Source organism: Kitasatospora sp. NPDC048545, from assembly GCF_040651155.1.
Classification (GTDB): domain Bacteria; phylum Actinomycetota; class Actinomycetes; order Streptomycetales; family Streptomycetaceae; genus Kitasatospora.
In genome coordinates this window covers 24,532-41,188 of the sequence record NZ_JBEZIQ010000063.1, presented here as the reverse complement: position 1 = coordinate 41,188, position 16,657 = coordinate 24,532, and the positions used below count along the sequence as shown (strand labels likewise).

At 72.9% G+C, this 16,657-nt stretch carries 15 protein-coding genes; 8 read left to right on the top strand and 7 right to left on the bottom strand.

Going from position 1 to position 16,657, the window contains the following annotated elements; genetic code table 11:
- Positions 1-279: 279 nt before the first annotated feature.
- Positions 280-2,901, bottom strand: coding sequence for an FHA domain-containing protein (locus tag AB0D10_RS38510; RefSeq protein WP_360265192.1), 2,622 nt, complete (start codon positions 2,899-2,901; stop codon positions 280-282).
- 224 nt (positions 2,902-3,125) lie between these two features.
- On the opposite strand from AB0D10_RS38510, the gene serB reads away from it, so the two are divergent.
- Entirely contained in the window at positions 3,126-4,388 is a 1,263-nt protein-coding gene (gene serB / locus AB0D10_RS38505; protein WP_360265189.1) for a phosphoserine phosphatase SerB, read from the top strand.
- A 178-nt stretch (positions 4,389-4,566) separates the two neighbouring features.
- Here the strand turns inward: serB and AB0D10_RS38500 are convergent, their stop codons facing one another.
- The 3 genes from AB0D10_RS38500 to AB0D10_RS38490 all read right to left on the bottom strand — a co-directional run bounded on the left by AB0D10_RS38500 (position 4,567) and on the right by AB0D10_RS38490 (position 6,870).
- Positions 4,567-5,094: a histidine phosphatase family protein gene (locus tag AB0D10_RS38500; protein WP_360265187.1), complete on the bottom strand. Its 528-nt coding sequence runs from the start codon at positions 5,092-5,094 to the stop codon at positions 4,567-4,569.
- Positions 5,095-5,288: 194 nt separating this feature from the next.
- A complete protein-coding gene (locus tag AB0D10_RS38495) occupies positions 5,289-5,411 on the bottom strand; it encodes an SGM_5486 family transporter-associated protein (protein WP_360265184.1) in 123 nt (40 codons plus the stop codon).
- A 157-nt stretch (positions 5,412-5,568) separates the two neighbouring features.
- Positions 5,569-6,870 (bottom strand): MFS transporter, encoded by a 1,302-nt coding sequence (locus AB0D10_RS38490; protein WP_360265182.1) that lies wholly within the window; start codon positions 6,868-6,870, stop codon positions 5,569-5,571.
- A gap of 123 nt (positions 6,871-6,993) precedes the next feature.
- Here AB0D10_RS38490 and AB0D10_RS38485 point away from each other — a divergent pair, with 123 nt between their 5' ends.
- A complete protein-coding gene (locus AB0D10_RS38485) occupies positions 6,994-7,668 on the top strand; it encodes a FadR/GntR family transcriptional regulator (protein WP_360265179.1) in 675 nt (224 codons plus the stop codon).
- Positions 7,669-7,748: 80 nt separating this feature from the next.
- Here the strand turns inward: AB0D10_RS38485 and fabI are convergent, their stop codons facing one another.
- Both fabI and fabG read right to left on the bottom strand, forming a co-directional pair.
- Complete coding sequence (gene fabI, locus AB0D10_RS38480; protein ID WP_360265176.1) at positions 7,749-8,516, bottom strand: enoyl-ACP reductase FabI; 768 nt, start codon at positions 8,514-8,516, stop codon at positions 7,749-7,751.
- 2 nt (positions 8,517-8,518) lie between these two features.
- Positions 8,519-9,238 carry a 3-oxoacyl-[acyl-carrier-protein] reductase gene (gene fabG, locus AB0D10_RS38475; protein ID WP_360265174.1) on the bottom strand — a complete coding sequence of 240 codons (720 nt, stop codon included), beginning with the start codon at positions 9,236-9,238 and terminating at the stop codon, positions 8,519-8,521.
- Positions 9,239-9,552: 314 nt separating this feature from the next.
- Here fabG and AB0D10_RS38470 point away from each other — a divergent pair, with 314 nt between their 5' ends.
- From AB0D10_RS38470 to AB0D10_RS38445, 6 genes are all read left to right on the top strand, one after another.
- The gene (locus tag AB0D10_RS38470) at positions 9,553-10,698 is read left to right on the top strand and encodes an MBL fold metallo-hydrolase (protein ID WP_360265171.1); all 1,146 of its coding nucleotides are present in this window, start codon (positions 9,553-9,555) and stop codon (positions 10,696-10,698) included.
- A gap of 259 nt (positions 10,699-10,957) precedes the next feature.
- Positions 10,958-12,511, top strand: coding sequence for a TldD/PmbA family protein (locus tag AB0D10_RS38465; RefSeq protein ID WP_360265226.1), 1,554 nt, complete (start codon positions 10,958-10,960; stop codon positions 12,509-12,511).
- Positions 12,511-13,908 (top strand): metallopeptidase TldD-related protein, encoded by a 1,398-nt coding sequence (locus AB0D10_RS38460; RefSeq protein ID WP_360265169.1) that lies wholly within the window; start codon positions 12,511-12,513, stop codon positions 13,906-13,908. The genes AB0D10_RS38465 and AB0D10_RS38460 overlap by 1 nt, the downstream gene beginning before the upstream one ends.
- Positions 13,909-13,937: 29 nt before the next feature.
- Positions 13,938-14,489, top strand: coding sequence for an RNA 2'-phosphotransferase (locus tag AB0D10_RS38455; RefSeq protein ID WP_360265166.1), 552 nt, complete (start codon positions 13,938-13,940; stop codon positions 14,487-14,489).
- A gap of 221 nt (positions 14,490-14,710) precedes the next feature.
- Entirely contained in the window at positions 14,711-15,094 is a 384-nt protein-coding gene (locus AB0D10_RS38450) for a DUF3099 domain-containing protein (protein WP_360265164.1), read from the top strand.
- 263 nt (positions 15,095-15,357) lie between these two features.
- A complete protein-coding gene (locus AB0D10_RS38445; protein WP_360265161.1) occupies positions 15,358-15,588 on the top strand; it encodes a hypothetical protein in 231 nt (76 codons plus the stop codon).
- 58 nt (positions 15,589-15,646) lie between these two features.
- On the opposite strand, the gene moaA is transcribed toward AB0D10_RS38445, so the two are convergent.
- Complete coding sequence (moaA, locus tag AB0D10_RS38440; RefSeq protein ID WP_360265159.1) at positions 15,647-16,636, bottom strand: GTP 3',8-cyclase MoaA; 990 nt, start codon at positions 16,634-16,636, stop codon at positions 15,647-15,649.
- Positions 16,637-16,657: the final 21 nt, after the last annotated feature.

Below are 16,657 nucleotides of genomic sequence, written 5' to 3'. Positions count from 1 at the left end.
GGTCTCCGGTAGTGCTGGGCATACCGCCAAGCTACCGCCGCGTCCGGGGCGGCCGCGTCCGCCTGCGGCCGCCCCGGACGCAGGTCCGGGGACCTAGGCCACTGGGCCCGACCGGAGCCGGGCCCGCGGTCCTCCGGTCCGGGGGTGGGCGGGCGGTCCGGAGCCGGGCGAACCGGCGAACCGGCGGTCGGAGCGGGCGGGCGAACGGCGGAGGGGCGGCCCTCCCGTTCGGGAGGGCCGCCCCTCGGCGGTTCAGGACGGGCTCGGCCCCTCCGGGGCTCAGCCCTTCTGCATGACCTCGGGCTCGTGCCGGCGCTGGAGCCGGGTGACGAGGATGCCGATGAGGATCGAGATCACGATCAGCACGCCCGCGTCGATCGCCCACTGGGCCACCGTGTGCTTCCACAGCGGGTCGTAGTCCGGGTGCTGGAAGTCCTTGTTCCAGGGGCCCATGAGCTTGGACAGGTCGAGCGTGCTGGAGACGATGCCGGTGCCCCAGCGGGCCGGCATCAGCCAGGCGACCTGCTCCAGACCGGGCTTGCCGAAGATCTGGAAGAGGCAGCCGGTGAAGACGACCTGGACGATGGCGAACATGACCAGCAGCGGCATGGTCTTCTCGGCGGTCTTCACGAGCGCGGAGATCATCAGGCCGAACATCATCGCGGCGAAGCTCAGCAGGATCATGCCGATGGTCATCTCGATGATCGGCAGGTTCTTGACGATCAGGCCGTGCTCGGGGAGCTTGCGCGGCAGGAAGCCGACGGCGGAGATGATGGCGCCCTGGATCACGCTGAAGAAGCCCAGCACGATGATCTTGGACATCATGTACGCCGACCGGGAGAGCCCGGTGGCCCGTTCCCGTTCGTAGATCGCCCGTTCCTTGATCAGTTCTCGAACGGAGTTGGCCGCGCCGGAGAAACAGGCCCCGATCGCCAGGATCAGGAGAATCGTCGCGGCTCCGCTGTTCAGTCCCAGCTGCGACTTCGGGTTCGGCGCGAGCCCCGGTGCGTTGGGGATCAGCACGCTGACCGCGCCGATGACCGCGGGCAGCAGCACCGACAGGGCGAGGAAGCCGCGGTCCGAGGCGAGCACGGACATGTAGCGCCGCATCAGGGTCCACAGCTGGGAGCCCCAGCTCTGCGGCTTCGGCGGCTTGACGGCCTCCTGGGCCACCTGCACGTGCTGGACCTCGCCCGCCTCGACGGTGGGCGCGGAGTACTGCTGGTAGTGCACCGAGCCGCGGTAGCGGCCGGCCCAGTCGTGCTCCGGGTAGTTCTCGAAGGCCTGGAAGACGTCCGCCCAGGTCTCGTACCCGAAGAAGTGCAGCGCCTCGTCCGGCGGGCCGAAGTAGGCCACCGCGCCGCCCGGCGCCATCACCAGCAGCCGGTCGCAGAGCGCAAGTTCGGCCACCGAGTGGGTGACGACCAGGATCGTGCGGCCGTCGTCGGCGAGGCCGCGCAGCATCTGCATGACCTCGCGGTCCATGCCCGGGTCGAGGCCCGAGGTGGGCTCGTCCAGGAAGATCAGCGACGGCTTGGTGAGCAGTTCCAGGGCGACCGAGACGCGCTTCTGCTGGCCGCCGGAGAGCGCGGTGATCTTGTTGTCGGCGCGCTTGTCCAGGCGCAGCTCGTACAGCACCTCGTCGATCCGGGCGTCGCGCTCGCGGGCCTCGGTGTCGCCGGGGAAGCGCAGCCGGGCCGCGTACTTGAGGCCCTTCCGGACGGTGAGCTCGCGGTGCAGGATCTCGGACTGCGGCACCAGGCCGATGCGGGAGCGGAGTTCGGCGAACTGCTTGTAGAGGTTGCGCCCGTCGTACAGCACCTCGCCGCGGTCGGCGGGGCGGTAGCCGGTGAGGGCGCGCAGCAGGGTCGACTTGCCGGAGCCGGACGGGCCGATGACCGCGACCAGGGACTTCTCCGGGACGCCGAAGCTGACGTCGTTGAGCAGGACCTTCTTGGCGCCCTTGTGCTCGACCTCGACGGTCAGGTGGCGGGCGGAGAAGGAGACCGCGCCGGTGTCGACGAACTCCTGCAGCTGGTCGCCGACCAGCACGAAGCCGGAGTGGCCGACGGTCAGCCGGTCCTGCGGGCCCATCAGCTGACGCTGCACCCGCTGGCCGTTGAGGAAGATGCCGTTGTGGCTGCCGAGGTCGACGATCTCGTAGCGGCCGTCCGGGAGCTGGCGCAGCTCGGCGTGGTGGCGGGAGACCTGGAGGTCGGACACCACGATGTCGTTGTCGAGCGCGCGACCGATCCGGACGGTGTTCATGCCCGAGGTCAGGCTGCGGATGATGGTCGGCTGCGGGCCGCCACCATCGTGCTGCGGCTGCGGCTGCGGCTGGGACTGCGGGAAACCCTGCTGCTGCGGGAAGCCCTGGTCCCGCGGGAAGCCCTGGTCCTGCGGGAAGCCGCCCTGCTGGGGCTGCGGCGCGTACTGCTGCTGCGGGAAGGGCTGCTGGGCCTGCGGCTGACCGGCCCAGGCCTGCTGCTGCGGCGGCTGCTGCTGCTGGTACGGGTCCTGCTGCTGCCAGCCCGGCTGCTGCGGCTGCGGCACCGGGCCGCGGCTGGTGGCGGCCTCGTGCATAGGGGCGGCGTGCGGGGCGGCGTGCGCGGGCGCGGAGAAGCCGAGCCGGGGGCCGTTCTCCGGGTTGCCCAGGTTGACGACGGCTCCGGGGAACAACTGGGCCTGCGTGGTGCGGGCTCCGGCCACGTACGTCCCGTTGGTGCTGCCGTGGTCGTCCAGCTGCCAACCGCTGCCGTTGAAGCTCATGGTCCCGTGGTGCCAGGAGACCCTGGCGTCGTCGAACGGGAAGTCCGACTGCGGGTTGCGCCCGATGGTGTAGGACCGCCCGGGCTCCAGAGTCCGCTGCTGTCCGTTGATCTCAATGACGAGTTGCGGCACTGCGCGCCTGCCCCGCTCTCTCGGTTCCCCCGAATTGTGGCCCCCGGCCGGGGGTGCGATGTTCCTGTGACTGACGGGGGGAATCATTCCAGCCCGTCGACCGCCGATGAAAGTCACCCCGGGTGACTGTGACCAGGCTGCTACCGGAGCGCGGGCCCGCGGCGTCCCGCGAGGTGGGACGGGTGCCCTCGGGCCACCCGCCGACGGGTAGCGTGGGACACACCATGAACGCATCGCCCCTGGCCGCTGAGCCCCTCCCCGCCGCCCAGCCCCGGACCGCGGACGAGCGCACCCTGCTCGTCAAGGTGTTCGGCAAGGACCGCCCCGGTATCACCGCCGGCCTCTTCGCGACGCTGGCCGGATTCGGCGTCGACGTCATCGACATCGAGCAGGTCGTGACCCGTGGCCGCATCACGCTGTGCGCCCTGGTCACCCCACCCCCCGCGGCCGGTGCCGAGGGCGGACTGCGGGCCACCGTCCACCGCTGGGCGGACGAGCAGAAGCTCCAGGCCGAGATCCTCTCCGGCATCGGCGACAACCGGCCGCGCCGCGAGGGCCGTTCGCACGTCACCGTGCTCGGCCACCCGCTGACCGCCGCCGCCGTCTCCGCGTTGACCTCCCGGATCACCGCGGCGGGCGGCAACATCGACCGTGTCTTCCGGCTCGCCAAGTACCCGGTGACGGCGGTCGAGCTGGCCGTCTCCGGCGTGGCCACCGAGGAGCTGCGGGCCGAACTCGCGCAGGAGGCGGCCACCCAGCGGGTGGACGTCGCGGTGGTGGCGGCCGGGCTGGAGCGCCGGGCCAAGCGCCTGGTGGTCATGGACGTCGACTCCACGCTCATCCAGGACGAGGTGATCGAGCTGTTCGCCGCCCACGCGGGCTGCGAGGAGCAGGTCGCCGAGGTGACGGCGGCGGCGATGCGCGGCGAGCTGGACTTCGCCGAGTCGCTGCACGCCCGGGTGGCGCTGCTGGCCGGGCTGGACGCCTCGGTGACCGAGAAGGTCCGCGCGGAGGTCCGTTTCACGCCGGGGGCGCGCACCCTGATCCGCACGCTGCAGCGCCTCGGCTTCCAGGTCGCGGTGGTGTCCGGCGGGTTCACCCAGGTCACCGACCACCTGGTGGAGCAGCTGGGGCTGGACTTCGCGGCGGCCAACACCCTGGAGGTGGTGGACGGCAGGTTCACCGGCCGGGTGGTCGGCGAGATCGTGGACCGGGCCGGCAAGGCCCGCTGGCTGGCCCGCTTCGCCGAGCAGGCGAAGGTGCCGCTGGAGCAGACGGTGGCGATCGGCGACGGCGCCAACGACCTGGACATGCTGAACGCGGCCGGGCTCGGGGTGGCGTTCAACGCCAAGCCGGTGGTGCGCGAGGCGGCCGACACGGCGGTGAACGTGCCGTTCCTGGACACCGTGCTGTACCTGCTGGGCATCACCCGCGAGGAGGTCGAGGCGGCCGACGCGCTGCACGGCACCCCGACCGAGGACGAGTGACCGAGGACGAGTGACCGGGGCCGGGTGACCGGGGCCGGGCGACCGCCGGCCGTCGTGCACCGAGGGCGTCACCGGCGGCGACGGACGACAGACCCAGCAGGGCCCGCCCGAGGAGGCCTGCGGACGTACGGGAGGGGCGCGCGGATCCGGTCCGCGCGCCCCTCCCGTACGTTTCCGGTCAGTCCTGCGGCGTGTAGTACGAGACCAGCTCGGCCACGCCCGGTTCGACGCCCTTCCACGAGCCGCCGAAGCTGAGCACCGCGATCGCCGCCGTCGGGAAGCCGCCGAGCCGCAGCCGCTCCAGCGCGTCCCGGTCGCCCGCGTCCCCGGCCAGCACCTGGGTCAGGCCCAGCACGCCGGGGTTGTGGCCGACCAGCACCACGTCCGCGTACTCCTCCGGGGTCTCGTGGAGGACGGCGATGATCTCACCGGGGCTGGCCTCGTAGACCCGGTCCTCGTACACCGTCTTGCGGGCCCGCTTGGGCAGCTCGTGCGCCGCCAGCTTCCAGGTCTCGCGGGTGCGCAGGGCCGTGGAGCAGAGCACGTAGTCGGGGTTGATGCCGGAGTCGACCAGCCAGCGGCCGGCGTCCGGGGCCTGGTGGCGGCCCCGGTCGGCCAGCGGCCGCTCATGGTCGTCCACGCCGTTCGGCCAGTCGGCCTTGGCATGACGGAGAACGATGATCCTGCGGGGCGTGTCGGCGCTCATACCCAGCAAGCTTGGCAGAAAAGCCGCCGGGTGGCGCGACGCTCCCGGTTGCCGCCACTCCCCCGGGTGTCGGGTGCCATCATGGCCCGTTCACCGGGACGTCGGACGGCGGTCGGACGGCCGTCGGCCCGGACGGGCGTCGGCCCGGACAGCCGCCAGGCGGACGGCCCAGCGGTCACCGGGCCGGACGGTCGTCAGCCCATCGAGGTGGCGACGGAGGCGATGACCGCCACCAGCACCACGATGGCGCCGAAGGCCAGGGCGATACGGCCGAGCTGCTTGCGGCCGTCGGTCGGGTTCGGGTCGAGAACGGGCATGTCGGGAATTCTCCCACCCCGAACACGCCCGTCCTGCGGCGCCCCCGCCGCCTTGGCCGGCCCTTGACCTTCGCAGCCGGCCCTTGACCTCCGGCACCCCGGCCACTCCGCGCCCCGGCCGACCGCGCCACGGCCGCTCGACGCCGGGGCCCGGGCGTCAGGCCTTGACCGGCTCCGCCGGGCGGACCGCCTCGTCCTCGATGTGCCGGGCCATCGCGGCCCGCAGACCGAACAGCATCTGCGGCACCAGCAGCAGCGCCAGGAAGCCCAGCGGCCCGTACCACTCGCCGGTGACCTGGTAGATCCGGCCGATCAGGATCGGGCCCGGGATGGAGATCAGGTAGCCGACGCCCTGGGCGAAGGCGGACAGCTGCGCCACCCCGCCCGCGGTCCGGGCGCGCAGCCCGATCATCGTCAGCACCAGCGGGAAGGCGCAGTTGGACAGGCCCACCAGGACCGCCCAGACCCACGGCGCACCGGCCGGGGCCAGTGCCAGCCCGGCGTACCCGGCGATGCCGCAGGAGGCCAGCACGACCACGAACAGCCGCTGGTCGCCGCGGCGGGCGGCCAGGTTGGGCAGGACGAAGGAGACCGGCACGCCGATCACCATGGTCACGGCGAGCAGCACCCCTGAGGTGCCCTTGTCGATGCCGGCGTCCTGGAAGATCTTCGGCAGCCAGCCCATCACCACGTAGGCGCCGGTGGCCTGGAGGCCGAAGAAGCAGGCCAGCGCCCAGGCCGTGCGGCTGCGGGTGATCGGCAGCTTGGCGGGGACGGCGGCGCCGCCCGCCCGCTCGCCGCGCTCGCGCCTGGTGATCAGCACCGGCAGCCAGAGCAGCAGGGCCAGGGTGCCGAGGCCCGCCCAGATGCCCAGGCCGAAGCGCCAGTCGCCGCCGAGGGAGGCGGTCAGCGGCACGGTGACGGCGGCGGCCAGCGCGGTGCCGGCGGACAGCGCCATGGAGTACAGGCCGATCATCGGGCCGACCTTCTCCGGGAAGTAGCGCTTGATGACCACCGGGATGAGCACGTTGGAGACGGCCACGCCGGCCAGGGCGAGCGCGGTCAGCAGCAGAAACACCGCGGTGCCGCCGGCGAAGGAGCGGGCCAGCACGCCTGCGGTGATCGCGGCCATGCCCGCGGTGATCACCGCGATCGGGCCGATCCGCCGGGCCATCGTGGGTGCGGCGAAGCCGAACAGCCCGAAGCACAGCGAGGGGACCGCGGTGAGCAGTCCGGCGAGGGTCGGGTTCATCCCGAGGTCGGCTCGGACTTGGTCGAGCAGCGGCCCGAGGCTGGTGACCACGGGGCGCAGGTTGAAGGCGGCGGCGGCGATCGCGACGGCGAACAGCCAACCCAGGCGGCCGGTGGAGGAGGAGGTGGAAGGGGCGGGGTCGGCGGGCCGCTCGGTCTGCGGCCTGGCCTGGTTCCGCGGGGAAGCGGTGGTCTCTGCTGCGGGCATGTGCGCCATCATAGAATGATGGGATGAATTGATGCACCCTGGAATTGGCATGATGTGCCGACCGTTCATCCGACGGCCACGTTCCACCCAGGCCGCCCCGAGCCGTAGTCGCAAGGAGTCCCCGTGGCGCTGTCCTCGCCGAGGCGCACCCCGCTGTCCGACCAGGTGATCGCCCAGCTGCGCGCCCAGATCACCTCCGGGGAGTGGCCGGTGGGCTCGCGCATCCCCACCGAGGCCGCCCTGGTCGAGCAGCTGGGCGTCGCGCGCAACACCGTGCGCGAGGCTGTCCGCGCCCTCGCCCACAACGGCCTGCTCGACATCCGCCAGGGCTCCGGCACCTACGTGCTGGCCACCAGCGAACTGGCCGGGGTGATGCACCGCCGCTTCGCCGACGCCGACCAGGCGCAGGTCGCCGAGCTGCGGGCGGCACTGGAGACCTCGGCGGCCGGCCTGGCCGCCCAGCGCCGCACCGGGCGCGACCTGGAGCTGCTGGACGGCGCCCTGGCCCGCCGGGAGGGCGCCTGGCACTCCGGTGACGCCGAGGACTTCGTCCAGGCCGACGCCGCCTTCCACCAGGCCGTGGTCGCGGCCGCCCACAACGACGTGCTGCTCGCCGTCTACGCCGACCTCGGCGAGGTCACCCGCGCGCACCTGCGGCACGACGTCGGCCCGGAGCTGATCGCCGAGCGCTACATCGGCCACGACACGATCCTGGACGCCATCCGGGCCGGCGACGCCCAGCGCGCCTCGGTCGAGGCCGGCCGCGCCATCGGCGCCTGCGCGACCGCCGAGTCCTGAGCCCCGGGGGAACGCGGGAACGCCGCTGCCCGGCACCCCCCTGCGGGAGGGGTGCCGGGCAGCGGCGTACGGGCGGGGCGTCAGGCGCCGATGGCGTGCAGACCACCGTCGACGTGGACGATCTCGCCGGTGGTCTTCGGGAACCAGTCCGACAGCAGCGCGACGACACCGCGGCCGGCCGGCTCCGGGTCGCTCAGGTCCCACTTCAGCGGGGAGCGGTGGTTCCAGGTGTCGGCCAGGTCGCCGAAGCCCGGGATGGACTTGGCGGCCATCGAGCCGATCGGGCCCGCCGAGATCAGGTTGCAGCGGATGTCCCGCGAGCCCAGGTAGCGGGCCAGGTAGCGGTTGGTCGACTCCAGGGCGGCCTTGGCCGGGCCCATCCAGTCGTACTGCGGCCACGCGTACTGCGCGTCGAAGGTGAGGCCGACGACCGAGCCGCCGTCCTGCATCAGCGGCAGCAGCGCCATGGTCAGCGACTTCAGCGAGTACGCCGAGACGTGCATCGCGGTGGCCACGGACTCCCACGGGGTGTCCAGGAAGTTGCCACCCAGCGCGTCCTGCGGGGCGAAGCCGATCGAGTGGACGATGCCGTCCAGGGTCGGCAGGGTCTCGCGGACCTGGTCGGCGATGCCCGCCAGGTCCTCCGGGTTGGAGACGTCCAGCGACAGCACCTTGACCGGGTGCGGCAGCTTCTTGGCGATCCGCTCGGTCAGGCTCGGGCGCGGGAAGGCGGTGAGGATGATCTCCGCGCCCTGCTCCTGCGCGAGCCTGGCGGTGTGGAACGCGATGGAGGACTCCATCAGCACGCCGGTGATCAGGATCCGCTTGCCTTCGAGGATTCCACTCATGATCAGTGACCCATGCCCAATCCGCCGTCGACGGGAATGACGGCTCCGGTGATGTACGCGGCCTCGTCCGACCCGAGGAACCGCACGGTGGACGCGACCTCGGCGGGCGCCGCGTAGCGGCCCAGCGGCACGCCCGCGACGATCTCCGCGCGGCGCTCGTCGCTGAGCACGGCGGTCATGTCGGTGTCGACGAAGCCGGGGGCGACCACGTTGACGGTGATGTTGCGCGGGCCGAGCTCGCGCGCCAGCGACCGGGCGAAGCCCACCAGGCCGGCCTTGGAGGCGGCGTAGTTGGCCTGGCCCGGCGAGCCGGACAGGCCCACCACGGACGAGATCAGGACGACACGGCCCTTCTTGGCGCGCATCATCAGCTTGGAGGCGCGCTTGACCACCCGGAAGGTGCCGGTCAGGTTGGTGTCGACGACGGAGGTGAAGTCCTCCTCCGACATGCGCAGCAGCAGGGTGTCCTTGGTGATGCCCGCGTTGGCGACCAGCACCTCGACCGCGCCGTGCTTCTGCTCGATCTCGGTGAAGGCGGCGTCGACCTGCGCGGCGTCCGTGATGTCACAGCGGACCGCGAGGACGTCGTACTTCTCCAGGGCCTCGGGCACCTCGCCCGAGCGGCTGGTGATGGCGACCTTGTCGCCCGCCTCGGCGAAGGCCTGGGCGATCGCGAGGCCGATGCCCCGGTTTCCTCCGGTGACGAGAACCGAGCGGCTCAACGATCCACCTCTCTCCGTGTGTGAGCGCGTACGTCGGAATGCGTACGCAGTGTGACGCTATCGGGCGGTCGACGGTGGCGGCGCATCGGGCTCCCACAGCGCCGCACCGAAGGAACTGTCGCAATCCGACAATCCGCCCCCGCCTCTCCGGCCCGGCCCGGCGACACCGCCCAGGCCCCGGCCGGGCCCGGATCGGGGCCACTGTGCGGGAACAACACGGGCGGCCGCACCCGTTGCCCCGTGGTGGGGACCGGCCGGGGACCTGTCGTACGGTTCACCCCGACCAATTCCGGCGAGCGACGAAGGCAGAGCGGATGACCAAGGCACGGCCGGGGGGCACCCCCCGACGCGGACGACTGCTGACCCTCACCGCCCTGGCGGCCGGCCTGGGCGCTGCGGCCTGGGCGCTGCGCGACCTGCCGGCGGCGTTCGGCCGCCGGCCGGACGGCGAGCGCGAGGAGCGGGTGCGCAACTCCCCGCAGTACCGCGACGGCGTCTTCCACAACGCGCCCTCGACCCTCGCCCGCACCTCGGGGGCCCCGGGCTTCGACGGCGCCACCGCCCGCCGGATGCTGTTCGAGCGCGAGGGCCGCGTCCCCGCCCACCCGGTGCCGACCGTCCGCCCCGCCACCCCGCCCGGTCCGGCCGCCGAGGGCGTGGAGATCACCTGGTACGGGCACGCCTCCGTGCTCGTCGAGGTCGAGGGCTTCCGGGTGCTGCTCGACCCGATCTGGAGCGACCGCTGCTCCCCCGCCGCGCACATCGGCCCCAAGCGGCTGCACCCGGTGCCGGTCGAGTTGGAGGAGCTGCCGCCGGTCGACGCGGTACTGATCTCGCACGACCACTACGACCACCTGGACATGGCCACGGTCAAGCGCCTGGTGCGCAGCCAGTCCGCGCCCTTCGCGGTGCCGCTCGGCATCGGCGCCCACCTGCGCCGCTGGGGCGTCCCGGAACACCGCATCATCGAGCTGGACTGGGACGAGACCTGCAACCTGGGCGAGCTGGTGCTCACCCTGACCGCGGCGCACCACTTCTCCGGCCGCGGCCTGACCCGCAACACCACCCTCTGGGGCTCCTGGGTGATCGCCGGCCCGAACCGCAAGGTCTTCTACACCGGCGACTCCGGCTACTTCGAGGGCTACGCCAGGATCGGCGAGCGGCACGGCCCGTTCGACGCCGCGCTGGTCCAGATCGGCGCCTACGACGCGGCCTGGGCCGACATCCACATGACCCCCGAGGACGCCGTCCTCGCCCACCGGGACCTCTCCGCCGGCCTGCTGGTGCCCGTCCACTGGTGCACCTTCAACCTCGGCCTGCACCCGTGGGCCGAGCCGGTCGAGCGGCTGGTGAAGGAGGCCAAGGAGCACGCCGTCCCGCTGGCCGTGCCGCGCCCCGGCGAGCGGGTGGACGTCGACAACCCGCCCGAGCTCGACGGCTGGTGGGAGTCCGTCGGCTGACGGCCCCCCACCGCCCCCCCATCAGGCCCACCACCAGGACGCTCTCCGGGGCCCCACCGGGGCCTCGCGAAGGCCCTCCGGAGGGTCCCGCGACGCCCGGCGCGGCGGTGGCGGTCGGCCCGGCCGGGCCGGCCGCCACCGCGGCGCACCGGACGAAATGCGCTGGCCGGGAACCCGGTGGACGGGAAATGATGCGGTGCGGGCGCCCCTGTGGCGCCGCACCCCTGCCCTCCACGACCTGGGAGCCCGATTGCCTCCGATCCCTCCGGCGGATCGCTCCGGCGCGCCGCACGGGCGCGCCGTCGACCCGCTGTTCCTCGCCTACCCGCTGCGGTCCCTCGCCGACGCCGCCCTCACCCGGGCCCGTGAACTCGGCGCCTCGCACGCCGACTTCCGCCTGGAGCGGGTCCGCAGCGCCTCCTGGCGGCTGCGCGACGCCCGCCCGGCGGGCACCTCCGACAGCGTGCAGCTGGGCTTCGCCGTCCGGGTGCTGCTCGACGGCGCCTGGGGCTTCGCGGCCGGTGTCGACCTCACCACCGCGGCGGCGGCGAAGGTCGCCGAACAGGCGGTCGCGGTGGCCCGGCTCTCCGGAGGGATCAGCCGGGCAGCCGGATCCACGGAGCGCGTCGAGCTGGCCGAGGAGCCGGTGCACCGGGACGTCACCTGGGTCTCCTCCTACGAGGTCAACCCGTTCGAGGTGCCGGACGCGGAGAAGACGGCGCTGCTCGCCGAGTGGAGTTCGCGGCTGCTGGCCGCCGAGGGCGTCTCGCACGTCCAGGCGAGCCTGCTGACCGTCCAGGAGAACAAGTTCTACGCGGACACCGCGGGCACCGTCACCACCCAGCAGCGGGTCCGGCTGCACCCCACGCTCTCGGCCACCTCGGTGGACGAGCGCACCGGCGCCTTCGACTCGATGCGCACCCTGGCCCCGCCGGTCGGCCGCGGCTTCGAGTACCTGACCGGCACCGGCTGGGACTGGGACGCCGAACTCGCCGAGCTGCCGGTCCTGCTGGCCGAGAAGATGAAGGCCCCGAGCGTCCGGGCCGGCCTGTACGACCTGGTCATCGACCCGTCCAACCTGTGGCTGACCATCCACGAGTCGATCGGCCACGCCACCGAACTGGACCGCGCGCTCGGCTACGAGGCCGCCTACGCCGGCACCTCCTTCGCGACCTTCGACCGGCTCGGCACGCTCCGGTACGGCTCCGACCTGATGCACGTCACCGGTGACCGCACCGCCGAGCACGGCCTGTCCACCATCGGCTACGACGACGAGGGCGTCGCCACCCAGTCCTGGGACCTGGTCCGGGACGGCGTCCTGGTCGGCTACCAACTGGACCGCGGCATGGCCAAGTTGAAGGGCTTCGAGCGTTCCAACGGCTGCGCCTTCGCGGACTCCCCGGCGCACGTCCCGGTGCAGCGGATGGCCAACGTCTCGCTCCGGCCCGCCGCCGACGGCCCGGACACCGAGGGCCTGTTCGCCGGGGTGGAGAACGGCCTGTACATCGTCGGCGACCGCTCCTGGTCGATCGACATGCAGCGCTACAACTTCCAGTTCACCGGCCAGCGCGCCTACGCCATCAAGAACGGCGAACTCGCGGGCCAGGTCAAGGACTTCGCCTACCAGGCCACCACCACCGACTTCTGGGGCTCGATGGCGGCGGTCGGCGGCCCGCAGACCTACGTCCTCGGCGGCGCCTTCAACTGCGGCAAGGCGCAGCCCGGCCAGATCGCGGCGGTCAGCCACGGCTGCCCGTCGGCGCTGTTCCGGAACGTCAACGTGCTCAACACCCAGCAGGAGGCGGGTCACTGATGACCGCGATGCAGCCCCACGAACTCGTCGAGCTGGCGCTCGGCCTCTCCCGCGCCGACGGCTGCGTGGTGATCGCCGACGAGGACTCCACCGCCAACCTGCGCTGGGCCGGCAACGCCCTGACCACCAACGGCGTCACCCGCGGCCGCCGGCTGACCGTGATCGCCACCGTGGCCGGCGCCGAGGGCACCGCCTCCGGCGTGGTCTCCCGCGAGGCCGTCGTCCCGGAGGAGGTCGAGGAGCTGGTGCGGGCCGCCGAGGAGGCCGCCCGCGCGGCCGGCCCGGCCGAGGACGCCCAGCCCCTGGTCGTCGACCGGCCGTCCTCCCCGGACTTCACCGAGCCGCCCGCGGAGACCTCCGTCGCGGTCTTCGACGCCTTCGGCCCGGCCCTCGGCGAGGCCTTCGCGCGCGCCGCCGCCCGGGGCGAGCTGCTGTACGGCTTCGCCCGCCACGAGCTGACCTCCAGCTACCTGGGCAGCTCCACCGGCCTGCGGCTGCGCCACGACCAGCCCACCGGCATGGTCGAGTTCAACGCCAAGACCGCCGACCTGTCCGGCTCGGCCTGGGTCGGCGCCGCCACGCAGGACTTCACCGACGTCGACGTCGCCGCCCTGCACGCCGAGCTGACCAAGCGCCTCGGCTGGGGCGCCCGCAAGGTGGACCTGCCGGCCGGCCGCTACGAGACGCTGCTGCCGCCCGCGGCCGTCGCCGACCTGATGGTCTACCTCAGCTGGTCCTCCGGCGGCCGGGACGCCCACGAGGGCCGGACGGTCTTCTCCAGGCCCGGCGGGGGCACCCGGATCGGCGACAAGCTCAGCGGCCTGCCGCTGACGCTGCGTTCCGACCCGCAGGAGCCCGGACTGCAGGCCCCGCCGTTCGTGCTGACGCACTCCACCGGCGGTGACGTCTCGGTCTTCGACAACGGCGAGCCGATCGCCGCCACCGACTGGATCCGCGCGGGCGTGCTGAACGACCTGATCACCAGCCGCCACTCGGCGGGGCTCACCGGGCTGCCGGTGCGTCCGGCCGTCGACAACCTCGTCCTGGAGACGGCCGACCAGGAGTCGGCGCCGACCCTGGACGAGATGATCGCGCGCACCGAGCGCGGCCTGCTGCTCACCTGCCTCTGGTACATCCGGGAGGTGGACCCGGCGACGCTGCTGCTCACCGGCCTCACCCGTGACGGCGTCTACCTGGTGGAGAACGGCGAGGTCGTCGGCGCGGTCAACAACTTCCGGTTCAACGAGTCCCCGGTGGACCTGCTCGGCCGGATCACCGAGGTGGGCCGCACCGAACGCTGCCTGCCCCGCGAGTTCAGCGACGACTTCACCCGCACCGCGATGCCACCCGTGCGTGTCGCGGACTTCAACATGAGTTCGGTCAGCCAGGCCTCTTAGCCGCTGGCCGACGGGGGGATACGAGAGACATGACGGACGAGAAGCGGCTGGTCGGAGCGAGCAGGACGCTGTCGCGAATCCTGCGGCACGAGCCCGGCCTGGTGGGGATCACACTGGACGGCTCCGGCTGGGTCCGGATCGACGAACTGCTCGCCGCACTCGCGGCGAAGGGCAGGCCGCTCACCCGGGCCGAGCTGGACCACATCGTGGCCACCAACAACAAGCGCCGCTTCGGCTACTCGGCGGACGGACTCTCCATCCGCGCCAACCAGGGCCACACGGTGGCGGTCGACCTCGGTCTGGCCGCCGCCGTGCCGCCGCACGTGCTCTATCACGGCACCGCCGACCGCCACCTGGCGGCGATCTTCCGCGAGGGCCTGCGCCCGATGACCCGCCGGGACGTCCACCTCTCGGCCGACACCGAGACGGCGACCCGCGTCGGCGCCCGGCACGGCCGCCCGGTGGTGCTGACGGTGAACGCGGCCGCGATGGCGGCGGCCGGCCACGAGTTCCGGCTCAGCGACAACGGCGTCTGGCTCACCGACGCCGTACCCCCGCAGTACCTCTCCCGGCGCTCCTAGGACCCGTCCTCGAACCCGTGTCCGCGGGGTGACGCGGGGGGTTTGAGGACGGGCCCCGGCACGCGGTGACCGAAGGGCCTGTCCGCTCCGCCGGACAGGCCCTTCGCCCACCCGACCGGGTGCGTCCGCCCGACCCGGCCTCGTCGCCGCGACCGCCCGGGCGTACCGTGAGGAGGCCGCGCGGCCAGGCGCGCGGGTGCGCGACGAGGGCGGTAGGACACATGGGCAAGAGCGCCGACGACGGGCATGTCTTCCGGATCACGGGGGCGCGCAGCAGCCTCAGCGAGGACGTCCGGGGACGCCAGCGCCGTTACGTCATCTCGATGCTGCTCCGCACGGTCTGCGTACTGCTCTCGGTGGTGCTGTGGGACGTCCAGCGCTGGCTGGCGTTCGCGGCACTGGCCGGCGCCGTCCTGCTGCCGTACTTCGCGGTGCTGATCGCCAACGCGGGCCGGGAACGGGCCCCGGGCCTGCCGAGCACCTTCGACATCCCGCTGGACACCCCCCTGATGCTGGGCCCCGGTGGGACGGGTGGGGCGGGTGCGACTGCCGGTACAGGAGAGGCAAAGGCCGCTGCCACCGATCCTTCACAGGACGTGAACTGACCGTCCGTTTCACCCCGCTTCAGCCATATCCGGCTGGACGAAAGCTCAAAAGAACCTCAGATTAATCATGCAGGACCTCCCCATCCGAGGCTCTTGGCGTGACATACTGCGTACGCGCTCCGCATCCCCCGTCGGAGCGACGGACCGACGCCGGGCGGCTCCCCCCGTGGCTGCCCGGCGTCGCCATGCCCGGATCCGGTCGTCCCGACCGGGCGTGACAGACTGGCGGTGCAGACTTCCCGCCTATCCCCGAGGAACGCCCGATGGACACCCCGCAGACGCCGACCTGCTCCGCCAAGGGCTGCCGGGCGGACGCCGGCTGGGTGCTGGTGTGGAACAACCCCAAGCTGCACACCCCGGACCGCCGCAAGACCTGGGTCGCCTGCGACGAGCACCGCGAGCACCTGTCCCAGTTCCTGGGCGTGCGCGGCTTCCTCAAGGAGGTCGTCGCCTTCGCCGACTGGGCCCCCGAGGAGCCCGGCACCCCCGCCTAGCACCCCGGCCTTGGCCCGACCGCTGCCCGGCCCCCCGGCCCGGCACTCCGGTCCCGGTCTAGCCGCCGATCGCGGACATCGGCCGCTCGGGCTGGTGGAACTCCGGGTCGTCGATCCCGGCCCCGGCCTTCTTGCCCCACATCGCGGCCCGCCAGAGCGCGGCCAGCTCGGCGTCGTCCGCGCCCGAGCGCAGCGCGGTGCGCAGGTCCGTCTCCCCCGTCGCGAACAGGCAGTTGCGCACCTGGCCGTCGGCGGTCAGCCGGGTGCGGTCGCAGGCACGGCAGAACGGCCGGGTGACCGAGGCGATCACGCCCACCCGGCCCGGGCCGCCGTCCACCAGCCAGCGCTCGGCGGGCGCCGCGCCCCGGCCGGCGGACGGTTCCGGGGTGAGCGTGAAGCGGGCGCGCAGCAGCCCGAGGATCTCCTCCGCGGTGACCATCGAGCTGCGGTCCCAGCCGTGCTGGGCGTCCAGCGGCATCTGCTCGATGAAGCGCAGCTCGTAGCCCCGCTCCAGGCACCAGGCCAGCAGGTCGGCCGCCTCGTGGTCGTTGACCCCGCGCATCAGCACCGCGTTCAGTTTCACCGGCGTCAGCCCGGCGGCCTCGGCGGCGGCCAGCCCGTCCAGCACGTCCTGGTGGCGCCGGCGGCGGGTGAGGGTGTGGAACACCTCGGGGTCGAGGGTGTCGAGCGAGACGTTGACCCGGTCGAGCCCGGCCTCGCGCAGCGCCGTCGCGGTGCGGGCCAGTCCGATGCCGTTGGTGGTCAGCGAGAGCTCGGGGCGCGGTTCCAGTTCCGCGCAGGCGGCCACGATCGCGACCAGCCCGGGGCGCAGCAGCGGTTCGCCGCCGGTGAAGCGGACCTCGCGGACGCCCAGGTCGCGCACGGCCGTGGTGACCAGCCGGACGATCTCCTCGTCGGTGAGCAGGTCCGGCTTGGCGAGCCACTGCAGGCCCTCCTCGGGCATGCAGTAGGTGCAGCGCAGGTTGCACCGGTCCGTGAGGGAGACCCTCAGGTCGACGGCCTGTCGTCCGAAGGTGTCGAGCAGCACGTGCGTCCTTCCCCGTAATGC